The organism is Nocardia alni (assembly GCF_019038435.1).
Lineage (GTDB): Bacteria > Actinomycetota > Actinomycetes > Mycobacteriales > Mycobacteriaceae > Nocardia > Nocardia alni.
The window spans coordinates 1-18,997 of the sequence record NZ_JAGPOX010000024.1; the positions used below are offsets into that span (position 1 = coordinate 1).

20 protein-coding genes are annotated in these 18,997 nt (G+C 67.0%); 14 read left to right on the plus strand and 6 right to left on the minus strand.

Annotated elements, in window-relative coordinates; all coding sequences use genetic code 11:
• Window positions 1–1,379: MFS transporter (locus JZ791_RS12015; RefSeq protein WP_216894331.1), on the minus strand; the 1,379-nt coding region annotated here is incomplete at its 3' end.
• A 320-nt stretch (window positions 1,380–1,699) separates the two neighbouring features.
• Here JZ791_RS12015 and JZ791_RS12020 point away from each other — a divergent pair.
• Complete coding sequence (locus tag JZ791_RS12020; protein WP_216894332.1) at window positions 1,700–3,553, plus strand: flavin-containing monooxygenase; 1,854 nt, start codon at window positions 1,700–1,702, stop codon at window positions 3,551–3,553.
• 193 nt (window positions 3,554–3,746) lie between these two features.
• Here JZ791_RS12020 and JZ791_RS12025 read toward each other — a convergent pair whose 3' ends face one another.
• The 4 genes from JZ791_RS12025 to JZ791_RS12040 all read right to left on the minus strand — a co-directional run bounded on the left by JZ791_RS12025 (window position 3,747) and on the right by JZ791_RS12040 (window position 7,783).
• On the minus strand, window positions 3,747–5,225 hold the full coding sequence (locus JZ791_RS12025; protein ID WP_438804509.1) for an aldehyde dehydrogenase family protein: 1,479 nt from the start codon (window positions 5,223–5,225) through the stop codon (window positions 3,747–3,749).
• The gene (locus tag JZ791_RS12030) at window positions 5,222–6,076 is read right to left on the minus strand and encodes a carboxymuconolactone decarboxylase family protein (RefSeq protein WP_216894334.1); all 855 of its coding nucleotides are present in this window, start codon (window positions 6,074–6,076) and stop codon (window positions 5,222–5,224) included. The genes JZ791_RS12025 and JZ791_RS12030 overlap by 4 nt, the downstream gene beginning before the upstream one ends.
• Complete coding sequence (locus tag JZ791_RS12035) at window positions 6,073–6,894, minus strand: mycofactocin-coupled SDR family oxidoreductase (RefSeq protein ID WP_216894335.1); 822 nt, start codon at window positions 6,892–6,894, stop codon at window positions 6,073–6,075. The genes JZ791_RS12030 and JZ791_RS12035 overlap by 4 nt, the downstream gene beginning before the upstream one ends.
• Window positions 6,895–6,955: 61 nt before the next feature.
• Window positions 6,956–7,783 (minus strand): mycofactocin-coupled SDR family oxidoreductase, encoded by an 828-nt coding sequence (locus tag JZ791_RS12040; RefSeq protein ID WP_216894336.1) that lies wholly within the window; start codon window positions 7,781–7,783, stop codon window positions 6,956–6,958.
• Between the two features lie 222 nt (window positions 7,784–8,005).
• Between JZ791_RS12040 and JZ791_RS12045 the strand changes: the two genes are divergently transcribed.
• From JZ791_RS12045 to JZ791_RS12075, 7 genes are all read left to right on the plus strand, one after another.
• Entirely contained in the window at window positions 8,006–8,683 is a 678-nt protein-coding gene (locus JZ791_RS12045; RefSeq protein WP_216894337.1) for a TetR/AcrR family transcriptional regulator, read from the plus strand.
• A 314-nt stretch (window positions 8,684–8,997) separates the two neighbouring features.
• The gene (locus tag JZ791_RS12050) at window positions 8,998–9,429 is read left to right on the plus strand and encodes a hypothetical protein (protein WP_216894338.1); all 432 of its coding nucleotides are present in this window, start codon (window positions 8,998–9,000) and stop codon (window positions 9,427–9,429) included.
• Window positions 9,426–10,241 (plus strand): SDR family NAD(P)-dependent oxidoreductase, encoded by an 816-nt coding sequence (locus JZ791_RS12055; protein WP_308162894.1) that lies wholly within the window; start codon window positions 9,426–9,428, stop codon window positions 10,239–10,241. Before JZ791_RS12050 ends, JZ791_RS12055 begins: the two co-directional genes overlap by 4 nt.
• 73 nt (window positions 10,242–10,314) lie before the next feature.
• On the plus strand, window positions 10,315–11,019 hold the full coding sequence (locus JZ791_RS12060) for a hypothetical protein (RefSeq protein ID WP_216894339.1): 705 nt from the start codon (window positions 10,315–10,317) through the stop codon (window positions 11,017–11,019).
• Between the two features lie 22 nt (window positions 11,020–11,041).
• Window positions 11,042–12,004: a sigma-70 family RNA polymerase sigma factor gene (locus JZ791_RS12065; RefSeq protein WP_216894340.1), complete on the plus strand. Its 963-nt coding sequence runs from the start codon at window positions 11,042–11,044 to the stop codon at window positions 12,002–12,004.
• A 12-nt stretch (window positions 12,005–12,016) separates the two neighbouring features.
• Window positions 12,017–12,268 carry a hypothetical protein gene (locus tag JZ791_RS12070; protein WP_216894341.1) on the plus strand — a complete coding sequence of 84 codons (252 nt, stop codon included), beginning with the start codon at window positions 12,017–12,019 and terminating at the stop codon, window positions 12,266–12,268.
• Window positions 12,269–12,336: 68 nt separating this feature from the next.
• Window positions 12,337–13,038, plus strand: a complete 702-nt coding sequence (locus JZ791_RS12075; RefSeq protein WP_216894342.1) for an NAD(P)-dependent oxidoreductase — start codon at window positions 12,337–12,339, stop codon at window positions 13,036–13,038.
• Window positions 13,039–13,210: 172 nt separating this feature from the next.
• Here the strand turns inward: JZ791_RS12075 and JZ791_RS12080 are convergent, their stop codons facing one another.
• Complete coding sequence (locus tag JZ791_RS12080) at window positions 13,211–13,690, minus strand: MarR family winged helix-turn-helix transcriptional regulator (protein WP_216894343.1); 480 nt, start codon at window positions 13,688–13,690, stop codon at window positions 13,211–13,213.
• On the opposite strand from JZ791_RS12080, the gene JZ791_RS12085 reads away from it, so the two are divergent.
• From JZ791_RS12085 to JZ791_RS12110, 6 genes are all read left to right on the plus strand, one after another.
• On the plus strand, window positions 13,685–14,083 hold the full coding sequence (locus JZ791_RS12085; protein ID WP_216894344.1) for a MarR family winged helix-turn-helix transcriptional regulator: 399 nt from the start codon (window positions 13,685–13,687) through the stop codon (window positions 14,081–14,083). The genes JZ791_RS12080 and JZ791_RS12085 overlap by 6 nt on opposite strands.
• A 194-nt stretch (window positions 14,084–14,277) precedes the next feature.
• Window positions 14,278–14,970, plus strand: a complete 693-nt coding sequence (locus JZ791_RS12090) for a GntR family transcriptional regulator (protein WP_216894345.1) — start codon at window positions 14,278–14,280, stop codon at window positions 14,968–14,970.
• 260 nt (window positions 14,971–15,230) lie between these two features.
• Window positions 15,231–16,145, plus strand: coding sequence for a VOC family protein (locus JZ791_RS12095; RefSeq protein WP_216894346.1), 915 nt, complete (start codon window positions 15,231–15,233; stop codon window positions 16,143–16,145).
• A gap of 32 nt (window positions 16,146–16,177) precedes the next feature.
• Window positions 16,178–17,194: a dihydrodipicolinate synthase family protein gene (locus tag JZ791_RS12100; RefSeq protein ID WP_216894347.1), complete on the plus strand. Its 1,017-nt coding sequence runs from the start codon at window positions 16,178–16,180 to the stop codon at window positions 17,192–17,194.
• 11 nt (window positions 17,195–17,205) lie between these two features.
• Window positions 17,206–18,210 carry an ornithine cyclodeaminase family protein gene (locus tag JZ791_RS12105; RefSeq protein ID WP_216894348.1) on the plus strand — a complete coding sequence of 335 codons (1,005 nt, stop codon included), beginning with the start codon at window positions 17,206–17,208 and terminating at the stop codon, window positions 18,208–18,210.
• Window positions 18,211–18,327: 117 nt separating this feature from the next.
• Window positions 18,328–18,972, plus strand: coding sequence for a cysteine hydrolase family protein (locus JZ791_RS12110; protein ID WP_216894349.1), 645 nt, complete (start codon window positions 18,328–18,330; stop codon window positions 18,970–18,972).
• Window positions 18,973–18,997: the final 25 nt, after the last annotated feature.

Consider the following 18,997-nt stretch of genomic DNA (forward strand, 5'->3'; position numbering starts at 1 on the left):
GTCGCGGTCTCCCCGGCTCCGCCGACCAGGGTGATCTCCTCGAGGCTGCGGCCCCGGGTCCGCTCGCCGAGGATGCCAATCGTGAGACCGGCCAGCAGGATGACCACCGCCAAGTACAGGAAGACTGCGGTGAAACCCACCAGAGAGAGCAGCGCGGAGACGAAGAACGTCGTGGCGAAGGTCGCGAGCCGGCCCGCACCGTTGCCGAGCCCCGCGCCGAGGGCCCGGAGGTTCGTCGGGAAGATCTCGGGCAGGTAGGTGTACATGCACGCGGTCGCCATCTGCAGCAGCATGGTGATGAGCAAGCCGCTGGCCAGCAGGACGCCGTCGCTGCCGGTGAACCCGAAGACCACGCACAGCGCCGCGACGGCCGCGTAGATCACCAGAACCGCCGTACGTCGCTCGACCTTGTCGATGAACAGCAGCGCGACGAGCGCGCCGGGGAAGGCTGCGAGCGAGAGGATGGACGAGTAGGTGAGCGACTGCGCCGCGGTGAACCCGTGCTCGGTGAGCAGCGTCGGCATCCATGAGTTGAACCCGTAGAAGCCGGACAGGGCCAGCATCATCGTCACGCTGAGGACGATGGTGCGCTCGAGATAGCCGCCGCGGACCAGGTCGACCGCCCTTCCCGTCTCGACGGCGGGCTCGTGCGTGACCGCGGGCAGGTCGGCGCCGGTGGCCGCGCGGGCCTCGGCTTCGATCCGCTCGACGATCGCGACCCCTTGCGCTCCCCGTCCGTTGGCCTCGAGCCAGCGGACGGACTCCGGCAGCCACCGGGCTACCAGTACCAGGAGCAGTACGCCCACGGTGCCGAGGACGAAGATCCAGCGCCAGGCCGACGGCCCGGTGGGCACCACCCAGCGGGCGAACCACGCCATCGCCGGGACGCCCAGCAGGCTGACCGCGACGATCCACGTCTGCGAACGGCCGCGATGCAGCCGAGGGAACATCTCCGAGACGTAGGTCAGCACGACGACCGTCATCGCCTGGAGGCCGAACCCGGTGAGCGCCCGGTACGCGACGAGGTCCGCGACGCCCACCGCGAAGGCGGATACGAGGGAGAACAGCGAGAAGAACGCCGTCGCGCCGAGGATGACCTTCTTGCGGCCGATCCGGTCCGCGACCCGGCCTCCTGCGATCGACCCGACGAACATGCCCAGGAAGGATGCCGCGGTGATTGTGCCGACGCCCTCGACGGAGAGGTGCCAGTCCGCGCGGATAGCCGGCGCCGCGAAGGCGAAGGTGTTGAGGTCGGCCATGTCGACCAGGAGCAGGCCCCCCAGCAAGACGGTCCACGCCTTGTGAGTCCGGGTCATCACCGGAATCCGGTTGAGCCGGTCGCTCAGCGGCGTCTGCTGAGCAGTCGGGACAGCATCCATGGTGTCTCCTCCGTGCCGGTGAACGGCACACCGTGCCAAATCGTGCGTCTCATGAAACGGTGCTGAGATAACGCATGTCAACGGGACAAACGTCGCGACGGCCCTGCGGAGATACGGTCGGCGCGCGACCGAGGAGCATCAGCGGTCGTGTGGAGCCGCGACGCATGTCTCTGGTCAGACGCGACTCTGGTCGCTACGCCTCGCCCTGACGGGGCGCTTGACTGTAGGTGCGGGCGAGGCGCCCGTCACGGCCGTCAGGACACGCACGACGACGACGTCGGAGCCTCGGCTCGCCGGCACGCACGGCGAAGGGAACAACGATGTTGCAGGACGCGCTTGTCGGGCAGCTGGATTTCGATCCGGTGGCCCTCGAGCAGAAGTATGCCGAGGAGCGCGGCAAGCGCATCCGGCCCGAGGGACAGGGCCAGTACGTCGGCACCGGCGGCAAGTTCGCCGCCTTCGGCGCCGACCCCTGGGCGGACCCGGACTTCACCCGTGAGCCCGTCCGGGATCACACGACGGTGATCGTCGCGGGCGGTGGCTTCGGCGGGCTGGTCATGGGAGCGCGGCTGCGCGAGGCCGGGGTTGACGACATCAGGATCATCGAGATCGGTGCGGACTTCGGCGGCACCTGGTACTGGAACCGCTATCCCGGGGCCATGTGCGACCTGGAGGCGCACATCTATCTGCCGCTGCTCGAGGAGCTCGACTACGCACCGCGGCACCGGTACTCCTACGCGCCGGAGCTGCTGCAGCACAGCCAGCGGATCGGCAAGGCGTACGGACTCTACGACAAGGCGCTGTTCCAGACCACAATCACCGGCGCCGAGTGGCAGGAGGACCAGCAGCGCTGGTTCCTCACCACGGACCGGGGCGACGAACTGACCGCGGACCACCTGGTGCTGGCATGTGGGCGGCAGAGCCTGCCGAAGCTGCCGAATCTGCCGGGCATCGACGTGTTCCGCCCGCACACGTTCCACTCCAGCCGCTGGGACTACGGCTACACCGGCGGGGACCCGTCGCAGCCGGACCTGACCAAGCTGAAGGACAAGCGCGTCGGGGTCATCGGAACGGGGGCCACGGCGGTCCAGATCGTGCCCGAGGTGGCGAAATGGGCCAAGGAGCTGGTGGTCTTCCAGCGCACCCCGTCGACCGTCGGGGTGCGCGGGCAGTGCGAGACGCCGGCCGACTGGGTGGACATGTCCCAGCCTGGCTGGCAGCGGGCCCGTCGCGAGAACTTCCAGTCCTACCTGCTCGGCCTGCGGCCGGACGAGGACCCGGTCGGGGACGGCTGGACGAAGAACCTCGATATCCTCATCCCGGAGACCGCCGCACAGCTGGCCGAGCGCCTGGGCCGCACGCCCACGACGGAGGAACTGCTCCACTTCGCGGAGATCAACGACTACAAGGTGATGAACGGCTTTCGGAAGCGGATCGCCGAGCTCATCGAGGACCCGGACACGGCCGCGGCGCTCACCCCGTGGTACCGGTGGTGGTGCAAGCGGCCCTGCTTCCACGACGACTACCTGCCCGCCTTCAACCGGGAGAACGTGACCCTGGTGGACACCGATGGCCAGGGGGTCACCGGGTTCACCGAGACCGCCGTCGTCGTCGGTGAGGACGAGTACGAGGTCGACTGCCTCATCTTCGCCACCGGATTCGAGGCGGCGATCCCGTACACCCGGCTGGCGGGCTTCGACGTCGCTGCTCGGGGGACGGCCCTGTCCGAGCACTGGAAGCGCCAGGTCCGGACCCTGCACGGGGTGAGCACGGACGGCTTCCCCAACCTGTTCTTCGTGGGCGGCAACGTGCAGACCGCCATGGCCGTGAACGCGGTGCACCTGATCGACGAGCTCGCCCTGCACGTCGCCTACATCATCGCCGAGAGCCGCGAACGAGGTCTCTCCAGCGTCGAGCCCGCATCCGCCGGGGTGGACGAGTACGTCGACCTGATCGTCAACTCGGAGAAGAACAAGGCGAGCTTCCAGTTCTACGCCGACTGCACGCCCGGGTACTACAACGGTGAGGGCAACGCCAAGACCGGCGAGGACCTCTTCTCCGGCGCCCGCTACGGCGACGGTGCCCTGGCCTACTACGAGCTGTTGCGCTCGTGGCGGGCCGAGGGCTCGATGGCGGGGATGGACGGATCGTCCGGCCACGGAAGCGCCCGATGATGCGGACGTAGCCGGCATCGTGGATGGCAGCAAGGTCGCCGGTGTGGGTAGCGACCTGTAAGTCCCGTGGGGGACCACCGAACGTGCGAACAAGGTGCGCGAGATGGGACTCACGGGTATGGCCGACGCCGAGAGGGGCTCGGCGGCAGGAGGTCATGCTCCACGAGACGCCGGCCCGGGCGCTGCAATGTGGTCAGGGGAGTGCGATGCGGATATTTTTGGTGCGCAGGAATTCGTAGTAGCCGTCCAGGCCACCGGTGCGGCCGTTGCCGCTGTGTTTGTATCCGCCGTAGGGGCCTTGGGGGGCGATATCGCTGAAGGTGTTGATCCAGATCGATCCGGCGTCGAGTTGGCGTGCGACGCGGTGGGCGCGGGTGAGGTCGGTGGTCTGGATGAAGGCGTTCAGGCCATAGGGGGTGTCGTTGGCGATGCGGATCGCTTCGTTTTCGTCGGTGAATCGCATGACCGAGACGACGGGGCCGAAGGTTTCGATGCGAGCCACGGGTGAGTGGTTGTCGACGTCGGTGAATACGGTCGGTTCGATGAAGTATCCGGCGGCCAGGTCACCGCCGAGTCGTGTGCCGCCGGTCAGTAGTGTGCCGGCGCCGGTGGAGATGGTGTCGTCGATGGTGGCCAGGATGCGGTCGGCGGCGGTGGCGCTGATCACGGGCCCGAAGGTGGTGGCGGGGTCGAATGGATCGCCGATCTTGACGGCTCGGACTGCTGTGACGAATTTGTCGAGGAAGCCGTCGTAGATGGAGTCGTGGACCAGGATGCGGCTGGCGCAGGCGCAGCTCTGCCCGGATTGGGTGAGCGGCCCCTGGTAGGCGGCCAACCGGGCGGCGGCGTCGAGGTCGGCGTCGGCGAAGACGAGATTGGCGGATTTGCCGCCCAGTTCGGTGACCACGGGGGTGAGATTCTGTGCCGCGGTGGCCAGGATGCGGCGGGCAGTGGATTCGCCGCCGGTGAAGTGGATCTTGCCGATACCGGGGTGTCGCACCAGGGCCTCGCTGCCTTCGGCGAGGGTGGGGACGACGTTGACCAGTCCTGCGGGCAGACCGACCTCGGTGCACAGTTCGGCCAGTCGCAGCGGAGCGAACGGCGCCAGTTCGGAGGGTTTGAACACGACGGCGTTGCCCGCGGCCAGGGCGGGGGCGAGGCAGGCTCCGGCGACGACCATCGACCCGTTCCAGGGGGCGATGACGGCGACGACGCCGTAGGGTTCGCGCTCGATCAGGTTCACATCTGTCGACAGTCCGGGGACCGGGGTGCTGAGGCCGTGGGGTTTGTCGACGTATCCGGCGAAGTACCGCAGGAACCGTTCCAGCATGATCGTATTCGCCGCGAACGACACCGGCACCGCGTAGTCGTGCACGTTGAGCTGGGAGAACTCGTCCATGTGCGCGGCGATCGCGTCGGCGAGGTCGATGAGCAGGTCACGGCGGCGGTCGGTGCCCAGCGCCATCCATTCCCGCTGTGCCTCGCGCCCGGAGGCGACGGCGCGGTCGATGTCGTCCGGGCCGGCCAGGTGAATGCGTGCATTCGACAGACCGGTGCCGGGGAAGATGTGTTCGTAGCTCCCGCCGGAGGTGTTCGTGGCGCGTTCGCCCTCGATCCAGGATGTGTCGGGTAGCGAAAGATTGTGGGGCACAGTCGTATCGGTTGCGGTCACGGCTGCTCCTGGCCGGTCGGGGCGTGTTCGGTCTGCCATTCGGCCAGTACTCGGGGTTTGACCTCGGTGACGGCATGGTTCAAGTGGGAGGCTTTGGGCCATCCGCAGTAGACCGCGATGTGGCGGATGAGTTCGTCCATTTCGGTGAAGGACACCTCCCGGCTCGCGAGTGCCGCGTAGACGTGGGACAGGATCGGGGTGGGAGCGTCCTGGAATGCGACGCAGGCCAGGGTGATCAACCGGCGTTCCTTCATGCCCAGGCCCGGCCGCAACCACATCTCGCCGAATACGAAGTTCAAGATCCCCGCGCCCTGAAACGGGTTGTCGCGGTTCGGGGAGAACGCCAGGCAGTTGATGTCGCGGAACGATTGCTCGCCGCCTGCGAGCCGGGCTTCGGGATCGCTGGCAGTGGTCAACGGCAGCAACGGTTCTCGCGCGGGGACCGGGATGCCGCGTTCGCGGTGGATGCGTTCCCACTGCTTGTCGACGATGCCGTCGAATCGGGACGCCTTCGGCCAACCAGCGTAGACGGCGAAATGCAGGACCGCTTCGCGCATTTCGGTGATGGTTACATCACCGCTGTTGAGCGCCGCGTACACATGCTCGACGATCTCCTGCTCGACGTCGGCGTCGGCGACGCAGGCCAGAGTGACGAACCGGCGGTCGCGGCGCCGCAGCGCCGGACGAGTCCAGACCTCGGCGAACACGCCTTCGAGCAGCACGTCGGTGGCGGGACTCGAATCCTCGGGCGGGTCGACGGTCATGACGTCGCGGAATGCCTCGCGCCCACGCTGCCGTCGCTGATCGGCATCGCGCGCGGCCGGGCTGTCGGCTGTCTCCTGTGTGCTCATCGCAGCGTCACCCCCGCATCGACCTTGAGTTCCGTGCCGGTGACGTGGCGGGCCTCGTCGGAGATCAGGTACAGCACCGCATTGCTGATATCGACGGCCTCGGTCATGATCACCGGGAGCGCGTTGGCGAACAGTGGTGCGAGGTCGGGGCGTTCATCGATCAGCAACTGGTGCAGCGAGGCCGGCGCCATCCCGGTCGCCACGCCCGTGGGGTGCACCGTGTTGACCCGGATGTTCTGTGCGGCAAGCTCGTTGGCCAATGCACGGCTCAACCCGACGACGCCGTGTTTGGCGGCGGTGTAGGGAGTGTGCAGTGGGGTGCCCTTCAGCCCGGCCGCCGAGCTGATGTTGACCAGGCTGCCGCCGCGTTCGACCAGATGCGGCAGCGCGGCGGCACAGGTGTTCCAGGTGCCGATGAGGTTGACGTCCACGACGGTGCGCCACTGTTCGGAGGTGGTGTTCTGCCAGGTCCCCGCAGTCAGCACGCCGGCGTTGGCCACCGCCGCGTCCAGGCTGCCCAGTTGGGTCACCGCGTCCTGGACCGCCGACGCCAACGCCGCTGCGTCGCGGACATCGACCTCGGCGGTGATCGCCCGGCGGCCGAGTTTCTCGACCAGCGCGGCGGTTTCGGCGAGATCCTCCGGACTCGACAGCGGATACTCGAGCTCGGGCAGGGAGCGGCAGATGTCGATCAGGATCAGATCGGCGCCTTCCTCGGCCAGCCGGACGGCGTGGCTGCGCCCCATTCCGCGCGCGGCGCCGGTGATCAGGACGCGTTTGCCGGCGACCCGGCCTCGCGATGCCGTGGTGTCTGTCATGCAATCCTCCAGGAAGGGTGTGACTCGGCCGACGTCGTGGCCGGGCGGTGATGGTGGTGGTTCACCGGATCGTGAAACCGGCGTCGAGTGGCCAGGCGGTGCCGGTGATGAATTTCGCTTCGTCGGAGACGAGGAAGGCGACCGCGTTGGCGATGTCCTCGGGTTGCAGGATCGGCAGCGGTAACGCGTTCTGCATACCCGAGATGGCGTTCTGCCCCCCGGCGGCGGCCTGCTCCATCAACGCGCTCATCGCCGGGTTCATGGTCATCCCGCTGGCCACCCCGGTCGGATGGATCGTGTTCACCCGAATCCACTCCGGCGCAAGATAACCCGCGAGCCCTTGCATCAGCCCGACCAGACCGCGCTTGGCCGCGGTGTAGGCACTGCCACTGGCATTCAACGATGGTGTCGCCTTGAGTCCCGCGGTGGAACTGGTGAGCACGATCGATCCACCACGCCCGCCCGCCCGCAACTCCGGCAACGCCGCACGCACGGTGTGGAATACGCCGGTCAGGTTGGTGCCGATCACGTCCTGCCATTCGGTGAGAAAATCCTCCTCCTCACCCAGCCGGATGATGCCCGCGTTCGCGATGACGATGTCGACCCGGCCGAACTCTCGATAGCCCTTCTCGAATGCCGCACGCAGTTCGTGATAGTCACGGACGTCGGCTTTCATCGCGACCATCCGTCGGCCCTGCTTCTCCACGAGCTGCTCGGTCTCCTGGAGATCGGCTTCGCTCGCGTTGGGGTAGGTCATCGATGGGATATCCGCGCAGATATCGACCCCGATGATGTCGGCGCCCTCCTGGGCCAGCCGTATCGCGTGGGCGCGCCCCTGCCCACGCGCCGCGCCGGTGATGAACGCCACCCGGCCCTGAAGTCCTGCCATGGCCTGCTCTCTTTCTCGAACTGGAATCCGGGACACCGGAGTTGCCACGGTGCCTTACGAAACACGTTGTGCCTCATCGGCTTCGGTGGTTTGCAAGATCTCGGCGCCGGGGCCGTATCGGGCGGCATCCTGACATGAGCTGCCGCACTCTCCAGAGTTAATGTGATGTACTGAACTTTAAGGTATATACCTTAGAAATGTCCAGAGTGGTTGGATGAGAACATGACCAGCTCCGTGTCTTCCCTCGGCCGCTCGGCCAAGCAGCAGCTGATCCTCACCGCGGAACGCCTCTACGCGGTGCACGGGCTCGATGGCGCTCCGCTGAGCCGGATCGTCAGCGAGGCCGGCATGTCCAACAAGTCGGCGGTGCAATACCACTTCGGATCCAAACAAGCGCTGATCGCCGCCATTCTGACCAACCGTCTCGACGACCTGACCCGCCGCCGCACACTGCTGGTCGCCAGAACCCCGCCCGCGGACCTGCGCCGAGTCCTGGAGACACACCAGTTACCGCTGATGGAACTCGCCGAGGACCCGGACTGCTACTACCTGCCCTTTCTCGAGCAGTTGCTGCACGACGTGCGCCACCTCGAGAATCTGCCCGAGGCACATCAACAGATGCAACACGCCTACTACGCCCGCATCGGCGTCCTCGTGCCCGAGATCCCCCGCCCCCTGCTCGACCTGCGCATCGAGCAAGCCTCGCTGACCTGCTTGGGTCTGTGCGCCCATCGGCACCGGATCCGCGCCCTCGGACTAGCAACCCCACCGTTCGCACTGCATGTCAGCCAGGTACTCGACGGACTCGTCGCGCAACTATCCACGCCCCCCTCCGCCGAGACACTCGCCGCCCTCGACCCGTCGCCGACCAGCCGGCCCACCCTGCACGCACTACCGTGATCCAGAACCCGATGACATCGGGTCCCCACCTTCGGTATCGGTCACCGGTTGTCCCACCGGTTCGTTAGTTTGCAGGTCAGCAACCGGTACCGCGGAATCCATCGGGCAACCGTGACTGGGGCGCCGTGGACGCGACAGGCCATCTCGGCACCACGCTGCCCGCCGACAACAGACGAACCAGCCGCCTCGCGACCACGGCATAGCACACGGCGACGGTGCGTCGAGAAGCCGTAATTCCAACCTATCGGTGTCTGTCGTGGGTTCCGATGACTTTTGCGCTGTGGTCGCCTCTGTATTGGTAGGAGGTGGTCGCTATGACCAGAATGAGGGCCACGCCCGCCGCAGGTCCGGTGCATGAACAATCGTGGGAATCGTTCAGCCGCAACTGGCATGTCGACACTCGACACGCTTTCCACTGGATCCTTGCGGCGCTGCGACATCCACTGGGACCGGGCAGTCTGGTGGTGGCGATGTCCGCGGACGAATCGCGACGCGCCTCGCTCGGCATCCGTTTCGCCACCGTGTTGCCGCAAATCACGCCTGCCACCGATCTCGGTGCCGCCGGTGTCGCGGCCTACGCCCAGCGCCGGGGAATCGACACCGCCACGTTCACCGCGGCACTCGAACCGCTGCTCACGCCCACCATCGTCGGTGCCGAGATCGCACGGTTGTGCGGGGATACCGGCAATCGAGACGAGCTGGGGGAATACCAGCTCATCGGCCACGGACTTCACGCGCTCGCGTGAACGACAAGGAAGAGAAGAACATGTTGCTCGAAAACAAGACAGTGGTCGTCTACGGTGCGGGCGGGGCGGTCGGCGGTGCGGTCGCACGCGCATTCGCTCACGAAGGCGCCAGGGTCTTCCTGACCGGGCGAAATATCGACAACGTCAACACCGTCGCCAAGGAGATCTCCGCTGCGGGCGGGGCCGTCGAGACCGCTGTGGTCGACGCCCTGGACGAGAAGTCTGTCACCGAGCACCTCGCCGCGGTTGTCGCCGACGCCGGTGGTATCGACGTGTCGTTCAACGCGACCGGAATCTCGCCGCAAGGGTTGCAGGGAATCCCGTTGGCCGACCTCCCGGTCGAGAACTTCCTGCGGCCGATCACGGCATACGCCCAGTCTCATTTCGTGACCGCGAAATCCGCTGCCCGGCACATGATTCCCCGGGGTTCGGGAGTGATCATGATGAACACTCCCGAACCTGCTCGCATCGCCTTGCCGCTGGTCGGCGGGATGAGCGTCGGCTGGGCGGCGATGGAGGCCCTGAACCGCGCGCTGTCGGCCGAATGGGCCCAGTACGGCGTCCGCTCGGTCTGCCTGCGCACCACGGGCATGCTCGAGACACCCATCATCCATACCGTGTACGGGCTGCACGCCGACGCGATCGGCATCCCCAAGGACGCCATGATCACCGGCGCCGCCCAGATGACCCACCGCAAACAGCTCACCGCGCTGGCTGAACTCGCATCGGTCGCGGTATTCCTGGCCTCCGACCAAGCATCCGCGATGACCGGAACCGTCGCCAACCTCACCGGCGGAATCATCGTCGACTGACCACGACACGCCCCGGACGCCATCCGCCACACACCGGATGGTGTCCGGGGCAATCGAAGACAGGAACACAGCAATGAACGACCTACTCACGACCGCGGTCGCCGCGCACGGCGGTCTGGACCGGTGGAACCGGATCCGGGCGATCAACGTCGACGCCACCATCGGCGGAGCCTTCTGGCAGATCAAGGGAAAGGACATGGGGGACGTCCGCGTCGAGGTGGACACCAAACGGGAACGGCTGAGCATGGACTTTCTCGGTCGAGACCGGCGCTCGCTGTTCGAGACCGACCGGGTCGCCCTGCAGCACCTCGACGGCACCGTGATCGACGTACGCGACGACCCGGAGCGGTCCTTCGACGGCCACAGTTTCCAAACACCCTGGGACGACCTGCATCTCGCGTACTTCACCGGTGAAGCACTATGGACGTACCTGAACACGCCGTTCCTGTTCACATGGCCCGGGTTCGTCTGCGAGGAGGTCGCACCCATCGAGGCCGACGGTGAGATATGGCGGCGGCTGCACGTGACCTTCCCCGACCACATCAAGACCCACTCCCGCAAGCAGGTGTTCTGCTTCGGCCCCGACGGACTGCTGCGCCGCCACGACTTCGCCATCGACATCGTCGACCCGGGCACCGAGTCGCAGCTCCACGCCGCGGACTACCGCGACGTCGGGGGCATCATCATCCCGGCCGCCCGGCGGGCCTACACCACCATGGGCGACGATCGGATCGTCCTGGTCGCGATCGACATGTCCGACATCACCGTCTCTCGATGAACGACACCAGGATAGGCGGATCATGCACACTGTGACTGAGATCAGGACCGAGACCGAGGATTTCGGACGCCTGAGCGAACCGTACCGACGCGAGCTGATCGCGTATTGCTACCGCATGCTCGGCTCGGCCGAGGAGGCCGAGGAAGTGGTTCAGGACGTCTATCTCGACGCCTGGCGGGCCTACCGCAGGTTCGAGGGCCGATCGTCGCTGCGCACCTGGCTCTACCGCATCGCGACCCGAGCCTGCTTCAAGGCGCTGGAAAGAAGCAGACACAGGCCGCTGCCCGCCGATCTCGGCGCCCCCGAGGCGCACCCCGACGCCGGGCTGGCCAAGCGAAGCCCGGAGATACCGTGGCTCCAACCGATACCCGACTTCCTGTTCACCGCCACCCCGGCCGACCCGGCAACCGTCGTGGTGCAACGACAAACCATGCGCCTGGCCCTGATGGGGGCACTCCAGCAGCTACCACCGCGACAGCGAGCCGTGCTGATCCTGCGCGACGTGCTGCAATGGCGAGCCGCGGAAGTCGCGGAACTGCTGGAGATGACGACAGCGGCCGTCAACAGCACACTGCAGCGCGCGCGAGCCCAGGTTCCACTCAGCCAGGACGGTCTGACCGAACCGGACGAACCACGACAGCGAGCCCTGCTCGACCGATACGTCACCGCATTCGCGACCGCGGACATCGATCAACTCGTCGCGGTACTGACCGAGGACGCGCGATGGGAGATGCCGCCGATCGCGACCTGGTTCGAGGGCCGCGACACCATCCTGGCCTTCCTGGCCAGGCAGATGCGGATAATCGGTCCGGCCGAACTGGTCGCCACCTCCGCCAATGGACAGCCCGCCTTCGCGGTGTACACCCGCGGCCACGACGGTGCGCGGCACCCCCACGCACTGCACGTCCTGACGATCGGCGTCGAGGGCGTCTGCAGGGTAGTCGCGTTCCACGGCACCGGGCCGTTTGCCCTGTTCGGACTCTGACCGGGCAAAGGCATGTCCGAACAGGAATTCATCACCCGGCACGACTCCGCGCCGCACGCGGAGCTGCGACTGTTCTGCCAGCTCATGCTTGGTTCGGCCGATGCCGCCGACCGCCTGATGCACCAGATCTACCACGACCAACAAGAGAATTGGCCAGCGGAACGTATTGGACTGTTCCGCATCGCAGCCGACCTCTGCGGGGCCCGCCCAGAAGACCGCAACAGATATTGCGTCGGCCCGGGCGACGATATCGGCGGTGAATAGCTCGAGGCCGGGGTCGCGCTCGCGAGGACCAGCGCCGATAAACGTTTCATTACACAATCTGGAGAATCATGCATATCGGAGTTATCGGTGCCACCGGCACCATCGGCAGCCGCATCGTCACGGAGGCGCTCGATCGCGTACACCAGGTCACAGCGTTCAGCCGCGACATCTCCAGCATTCAGGACAGCCGTGAGAACATTCGATGGAAGAGCATCGATGCCACCGATGCCGGCAGCATCGCCGCGGTCCTCCCTGGCCTCGACGTCCTGATCAGCGGATTCGGAGCCGGCAACGCCGCCAATGACCCAGCCGACGCTGTAGCGCGCGCGATCAGCGACCCCGGCATCTACGCCCGGGCAGCCGCGGCGCTGCTGACCGCACTGGCAATCCGCCCCCGGATCCGGCTCATTGTCGTCGGCGGCGCCGCGAATCTCGAGGTCGAGCCCGGATTGGTGTTCGCCGACTCCGACGAGCTTCTCAATGCCGCGATCGACGGCTTCGGCCTGCCCAGGGAGTATGCCGCGGCAATGCGGGGCCACGGTGACGCGCTGAACCTCTTTCGCACCTCCAACCGGCTCTGGACCTACCTCAGCCCGGCCGTGGAAATCGCCCCCGGCGAGCGTACCGGCCGCTTCCGGATCGGCGGCGACCAGCCCGTCATGGACGCCGAGGGGCGCAGCCGAATATCCGCCGAGGACGCCGCCGTCGCCATTCTCGACGAGGCGGAGCTTCCGCGTTTCGTGCAGCGCCGCTTCACCATCGGCTATTGAGCATATCCAAAACTTGAAGTACCGAATTTTCAAATCCTGAAAAGAAGTGTGAGACGTGCGATCCGATGCCAAGGCACCGGCAGATCGGCCAACGTTTCTGGACACCGGCGCAGCTGGATCGACCGGGAGGCTCAAGCTCGGCGAGGATCCTGCGCACGTGTTTGCGCGGTGCCTACCCCGTAGCGAGCCTGGGTTGTGATTGGTTCGCTTGATGCACAAGGCGATCGACATTGCCGGCGACGTGCTGCAATAGATCGACGAGCGTGTGGAAGTCCGCGGGTGTCAAACCGTTCATGATCGCGCCCCGCTGCGCCTGCGCGCGTTCGAACAGGTCGTCGTGGGCGGTGCGACCGGCTGCGGTGAGGGCATAGTCACTGTCGTCGCTTCGGACCACCCAGCCGCGCTCGGCCAACTGCTCCACGTAGGGCACGGTGGCCGGATCGGACTCGTCGAGGAACGGGGAAACCGCTCGATCGAGGTCGGGTGGCGCCAGGGGTCCGGCGACCGCGAGGGTGTGCAGCAACTGCCAGGACCGGCGAACCAGGCCGTCGGCGGCGAGCAGGGCGACGAAACTCTCCTCGATGCCCCGATCGATGTGCTCGAGCCAGTAGCCGAACGGTTGGGGAGTGGACACCACTACCTCCAGGTGCATGTCTTCTACACCCTGAACCGCTTGGGCGCCAAGGGGATCGCGTTTGCCCTCGACTCCGCTCTGTTCGGTGTACTCGACGCGGTCGAGGCCCTCACCGACGCCGCCACGGTGACCGACATCGCCCACGCCCTCGATGTCGACCAACCGCGTGCAAGCCGCCTTGTCGCTCGCGCTGTGTCCGAGGGACTCCTTCGCCGCGAGGCCGACCAAGCCGACGCCCGTCGTGTGGTCCTGCGCTTGACCCCCAAGGCTCGCACCGAATTGTCGCGGGTCCACGATGCCCGCCGCGCGGTCTTCGCCCGCACCACCGCGCAGTGGTCGTCCCGCGAGCGTGCCGAGTTCGCCCGTCTACTCACACGTTTCGTCACCGACTTCGCCCGTACGGTCAGATGAACGTCGATATTTACGGCCGCGTCGCGGTGAGATCGAACGCGGCTCACCCGCGCGGGATCGGTTTCAAGAGGAGCGCCGAATTCCAGGAGATGTACTCCACCTTGTGGGACGCGCTCAGCTGACACCGTGTCCGGCGCGAGTCGTCCCGAGCCATTCTGTATACTGTTTATAGTTTAGGGTGAAGGGAATCGACCATGAGCAGGGATCCGAAGGACACGCTGGTGCCTCGCGCGTCGCTTGCCGACGCCGTGTACGAGCGCTTGCGCGACGACATCGTGCGCGGCGTCCTGTCCAACGGCTCCAATCTGAACCAGGTACATCTCGCCGAGCGGTACGGCGTCAGCCGGATCCCGGTTCGCGAGGCGCTGCGCCGGCTGCAGGCCGAGTCACTGGTCAAGGCGGCCCCCTATCACCAGTTCGTGGTCTCCAGGCCGACCGTCGACCAGATCCTGGAGCTTGTGGACATCCGGATCGCCCTGGAGGACCATGCCCTGGTGAAGCGGGGCGTCGTGCCGTCCGACACGATCGACCAGCTCCGGGCGCTCAATGAGCAGATGAAAGGTGAGCGCGGCGAAGAGTTCATGGAACTCGACCGCCGGCTGCACCAGTTGATCGCCGGCCCCGGGACGATGGTCTCCGAGGTGATCATCGACGTCCGGACCCGGATCCACACCCATCTGGCCAGCATGGTCACCAACGAGCCGGGGCGCAGCACGGCCACGGCCGAGCACGAGCGCCTGATCGCGGCGCTGTCCGCGGGCGATCTGGAGCGGGCCCGGGAGGTCATGCGGGAGCACGTGATGACCTCGCGGAACTTCATCCTGTACCGGATCGACAAGAGCGCGGCGGAGCAGGGCCGACGGCCGGCCGAGGAGCAGCGCGGCTGATCCTCGCGGGCGCGGTGTGCGGCTGGTTCATACGCCGTGCCGACAAGCTGCCGCCTGCGGGTCTTCGACGGTGGGGTTCCGGCTCGCTCCACGGAAGGTTGACAACAAGCTCTAAGTGGATACAGTATCCAATAATAGCGGATGGAGGAGTCGTGAGCACGCAAGCTCTGGAAGCTGCTTGCCCGCCGGGACCAGCGCGCCCGCCGGGTGCGGAGGAAATCACGAACCATCTGGGGAACCAGGGGAGAGGAGCAATCGCGATGCAGATGACATTGCACCATGTGGCGCTGGCCTCGCCGAAGGCGCCGGAGGCGGTGGACTTCTATTCCACCGACTGGGGCCTGCACGAGGTCGGTCGGGAGGACGGGACCGTACGCCTGGGTGCCAGCCGGGACGTCGGGGAGGACTACTCCCTTGTGCTGGTCATTTCCGAGAAGAAGGCGGTCGACCACTTCTGCCTGGTCACCCCGGAGCGGGAGCGCTTCGACGAGGTGCGGGCGCGGATCGAGGAGCGCGGCGTTCCGATCCTCGAGGACATCCCCTGCTGCCCCGGTATGACCGAGGGATTCCACTTCGTCGACCTGGAAGGCCGACGCGTGGAGTTCGCCCTCCGCACCCCGCCCGCCGAGGGGCCCGACCCGGCCGAACTGCCGGACGCCGTCCCGGCGTTCCTGGCCCACATCGTGCTCAACTCGGGGAATATCGAGAAGGCCACCGAGTGGTACTGCGACATCCTCGGCTTCGCGGTCCGCGAGTGGCGCGCCCAGGACATGTCCTTCCTGTACAGCAACCGCGACCACCACACGGTGGCCTTCAACCGGGCCCCGCACCCCTCGCTCAACCACGTGGCCTGGGAGATGCCGGAGCTCAACCAGTTCTTCCGGCACATCGGCCGGGCGAGCAGGACGAAGACCGGGGAGAAGCTCTACGGCCCCGGCCGGCACGGCCCGGGCGACTACATCTTCTGCTACTTCCTCGATCCGATGGAATTCATCTGCGAATGCGAGACCGACGGCGTCAAGGTCGACGATCCCGCGGACTTCCCGTTCCGGGTCCTGGAGTACTCGAAGGAGAGCCTGGACCAGTGGATGGGCGTGCTCTCCGGAGGCAAATCGCCGCGCTTCCGCGAAGCCGCGCTGGGGCGGCCCGACGAGGGCCTGATCCCCACCGACTGAACATCTTGCGTTACGGAAAGGAAATCACTGGTATGCCCACATACACCGAAAGCGAGTCCAAGGAATGGGCCCGCGAGAACATGCGCGGCGTCTGCAACGTCGTGATGCCGTCCTTCTCCCAGGACATGAAGAAACTGAACGAGCCCGCCATCCGCCACGACGTGCGCCGGATCAAGGAGCTGGGCTTCTGGGGCTCCCTCGCGGTCTCGGAGTGCGGCACCACGGTGGACGAGTACATCCGGTTCATGGAGATCGTCAAGGACGAGGGCGGTGAGGACTTCCACCTGGTCGTCCACGCGAACTTCGATGCCGCGGACGACGTTGTCCGGGTCGGGCAGGCCGGCGCCGACGCGGGCGCCAGCCTGCTGCTGCTCTCGTACCCGCAGACCTTCTACCCGCGTACCGAGCAGGACGTCTACGACTACTCGACCAAGATCATGGACGCCGTCCCGCTGGCCACCGTGCTCTTCTCGGTGGACCACTGGAACTTCGGCCGGCTGCACCCGGGCCAGCTCTCCCCGCAACTGGTCGGCCGGCTCGCCGACCACCCGCGGGCGGTTGCCCTCAAGTGCGAGGGCGGCACCGGCAACGGCGCCCACACCGACATGCTCCGGCTCTGCTCGGACCGCCTGCTGATCTCCGACCCGCGGGAGGCCACCGCTCCCGGTTTCGTGCAGTGGTTCGGCATGCAGTGGATGGGGACCAGCAACTTCCAGTTCTTCGGTGACGCGGTGCCGAGGTACTTCGACCTCATGCACCAGGACCGCTGGGACGAGGCGATGGAGATCTGGTGGCGGATCCAGCCCGCGCGGGCCGCCCGCCTGGCGTTCTCCCAGAGCTACTCCGGAGCCCACTACATCCACCGGGTCGGTTGGAAGTACATGGAGTGGCTGAACGGCTTCAACGGCGGCTCCCTCCGCTCGCCGGCGATGCGCCTCAGCGACGGCGCGATGCGCCGAATCGCCGAGGGCGCCCTCAAGGCCGGCATCATCGACGAACTCCCCTCCAGCGACCTGACCGAGTTCTACCTCGGCCGCAACCCCGAGTAGGGGCAGGACACATGTTGCTGCTGCGAGATGCCGTCATCCGCGACCTGATGGCGGATGCCGACGTCGTCACCGGCCTGGAGCGGATGCTCTCCCGGCCGACCGAAGGAGCCCTGGAGCTCCCGCCCCGGATCACCATGGACGTCAGCGGTGCCCGGGGCTTCCACCGGCTGATGCCGGTGATCGCCTACGACACCGGCTACGCCGGCTACAAGGCGATGAACTACCACCCCGTGCACGGGGTCCGTTACGTCATCGCGATGACCGACCTGGAGACCGGGGAACTGGTCGCAATGCTGGACGCGGACTGGATCACCGCCTTCCGCACGGCCGCCACCGCCGCGATCGCGGTCAAACACCTGGCCCCGAGCAATGCTCGGCAGGTCACCGTGATCGGCTCCGGAACCCAGGCGCGGGCCCTGCTGGAGGCCAGTGCCACGGTGCTGCGTCCGGACCGCGTGCTGGTCTGCAGCCGGACCGTGGCCAACCGTGAACAGTTCGCCCGGGATCTCTCGACCCGGCTGGACCTGGACATCGAGCCTATCGGGGACACCACGGCCGCGCTGAAGAGCGCCGACGTGGTACTCAGCGCCATCCGCGCCGGGAGCGAGCCGGTGATCCGCGGAGACGCCGTCCGGGAGGGGGCACTGGTCTGCGGGATCTCCTCGGTGCGACCGCAGCACCGGGAGGTGGATATGGACCTGTGGTCCCGCAGCCGAGTCGTGGTCGACGACCTCCCGCACGTCCGCGAGTCCGGCGACGGACTGGCCGCGACCGAGCTGCACTTGACCTCCGAGCAGGAGGTCAAGGAGCTGTGGCAGGTGCTGCAGGATCCGGCGCAGGGCAGGCGCTCGGACTCCGAGCGGGTGCTCTTCAAGTCGGTCGGCACCGCCGAGCAGGACATCGCGCTGGCCGCCCTGGTGGTGCGGCGCGCCCGGGAGGCGGGGATCGGCCAGGTGATCGAGGACTTCCCCGCAGTCCGTCCGATCCAGTCCAGGAGGCGGTCGCCGCAGCGGTGACCGCACGCCGCGTACCAGGGGATCCCCCTGTCCGGTACGGACCCGGCGGCGTACTTCGCGAGCATCGAGCCGTTCGTCGACGGCATCTGACAGAACAACTGAGACGGAGGGAACTCCATGGCTGAGACCAGCCCCGATCGCGGCATCGTGCCCAGCTCGCTCGACGAGCTGCTCCGGCCGGAGAAGTGCGCCCTGGTGCTGTGGGACCTGCAGAACGGTCTGGCCGGCCAGACCGGCGAGACTCCCCGGCTGGCCCCGGTCTGGCGCAAGCTGATGGGCGCGGCCCGGGAGAGCGGGGCGCTGATCGTGCGCAGCCGCCACCTGGCGCCCCGGCCCGAGCTGATGGACCTGCTGACCAGGTGGCGGATCACCCGCCGCACCCACGGAGAGAACCGGCCCGACCACTACATGCAGCCGGGCGGGCAGGACACCGCGTTCCTGGAGGGCTTCGAGCCGGAGCCGGACGAGCTGGTGATCGAGAAGTCGGTCCCCTCGCTCTTCCACAACACCCCCGCGGACGCCCGGCTGCGGGCCCGCGGCATCACCACCGTGCTGCTGGCCGGGGTGGCCACCGACATCGGCATCGACTTCACCGCCCGGCACGCGATGGCCTACGGGTACTTCACCGCGGTCATCGAGGACGCTTCGGCCAGCTACACCCGCGAGGCGCACGAGCACGCGATGGCGATCCTGCGGCCGTCCGTCTTCGTCGCCTCCAGCGACGAGGTGATCGCCGGCTGGTCCCGACACGGCGCCGCCTGAGCGATCCGCCACCGACAGCCGCCCA

Bases quoted from the DNA above. Each gene is read 5' to 3' on its own strand.
- JZ791_RS12020 (WP_216894332.1), top strand. From the start codon at position 1,700: ATGTTGCAGGACGCGCTTGTCGGGCAGCTGGATTTCGATCCGGTGGCC.
- JZ791_RS12030 (WP_216894334.1), bottom strand. From the start codon at position 6,076: ATGAGCACACAGGAGACAGCCGACAGCCCGGCCGCGCGCGATGCCGAT.
- JZ791_RS12035 (WP_216894335.1), bottom strand. From the start codon at position 6,894: ATGACAGACACCACGGCATCGCGAGGCCGGGTCGCCGGCAAACGCGTC.
- JZ791_RS12040 (WP_216894336.1), bottom strand. From the start codon at position 7,783: ATGGCAGGACTTCAGGGCCGGGTGGCGTTCATCACCGGCGCGGCGCGT.
- JZ791_RS12045 (WP_216894337.1), top strand. From the start codon at position 8,006: ATGACCAGCTCCGTGTCTTCCCTCGGCCGCTCGGCCAAGCAGCAGCTG.
- JZ791_RS12050 (WP_216894338.1), top strand. From the start codon at position 8,998: ATGACCAGAATGAGGGCCACGCCCGCCGCAGGTCCGGTGCATGAACAA.
- JZ791_RS12060 (WP_216894339.1), top strand. From the start codon at position 10,315: ATGAACGACCTACTCACGACCGCGGTCGCCGCGCACGGCGGTCTGGAC.
- JZ791_RS12065 (WP_216894340.1), top strand. From the start codon at position 11,042: ATGCACACTGTGACTGAGATCAGGACCGAGACCGAGGATTTCGGACGC.
- JZ791_RS12070 (WP_216894341.1), top strand. From the start codon at position 12,017: ATGTCCGAACAGGAATTCATCACCCGGCACGACTCCGCGCCGCACGCG.
- JZ791_RS12075 (WP_216894342.1), top strand. From the start codon at position 12,337: ATGCATATCGGAGTTATCGGTGCCACCGGCACCATCGGCAGCCGCATC.
- JZ791_RS12080 (WP_216894343.1), bottom strand. From the start codon at position 13,690: ATGCACCTGGAGGTAGTGGTGTCCACTCCCCAACCGTTCGGCTACTGG.
- JZ791_RS12090 (WP_216894345.1), top strand. From the start codon at position 14,278: ATGAGCAGGGATCCGAAGGACACGCTGGTGCCTCGCGCGTCGCTTGCC.
- JZ791_RS12095 (WP_216894346.1), top strand. From the start codon at position 15,231: ATGCAGATGACATTGCACCATGTGGCGCTGGCCTCGCCGAAGGCGCCG.
- JZ791_RS12100 (WP_216894347.1), top strand. From the start codon at position 16,178: ATGCCCACATACACCGAAAGCGAGTCCAAGGAATGGGCCCGCGAGAAC.
- JZ791_RS12105 (WP_216894348.1), top strand. From the start codon at position 17,206: ATGTTGCTGCTGCGAGATGCCGTCATCCGCGACCTGATGGCGGATGCC.
- JZ791_RS12110 (WP_216894349.1), top strand. From the start codon at position 18,328: ATGGCTGAGACCAGCCCCGATCGCGGCATCGTGCCCAGCTCGCTCGAC.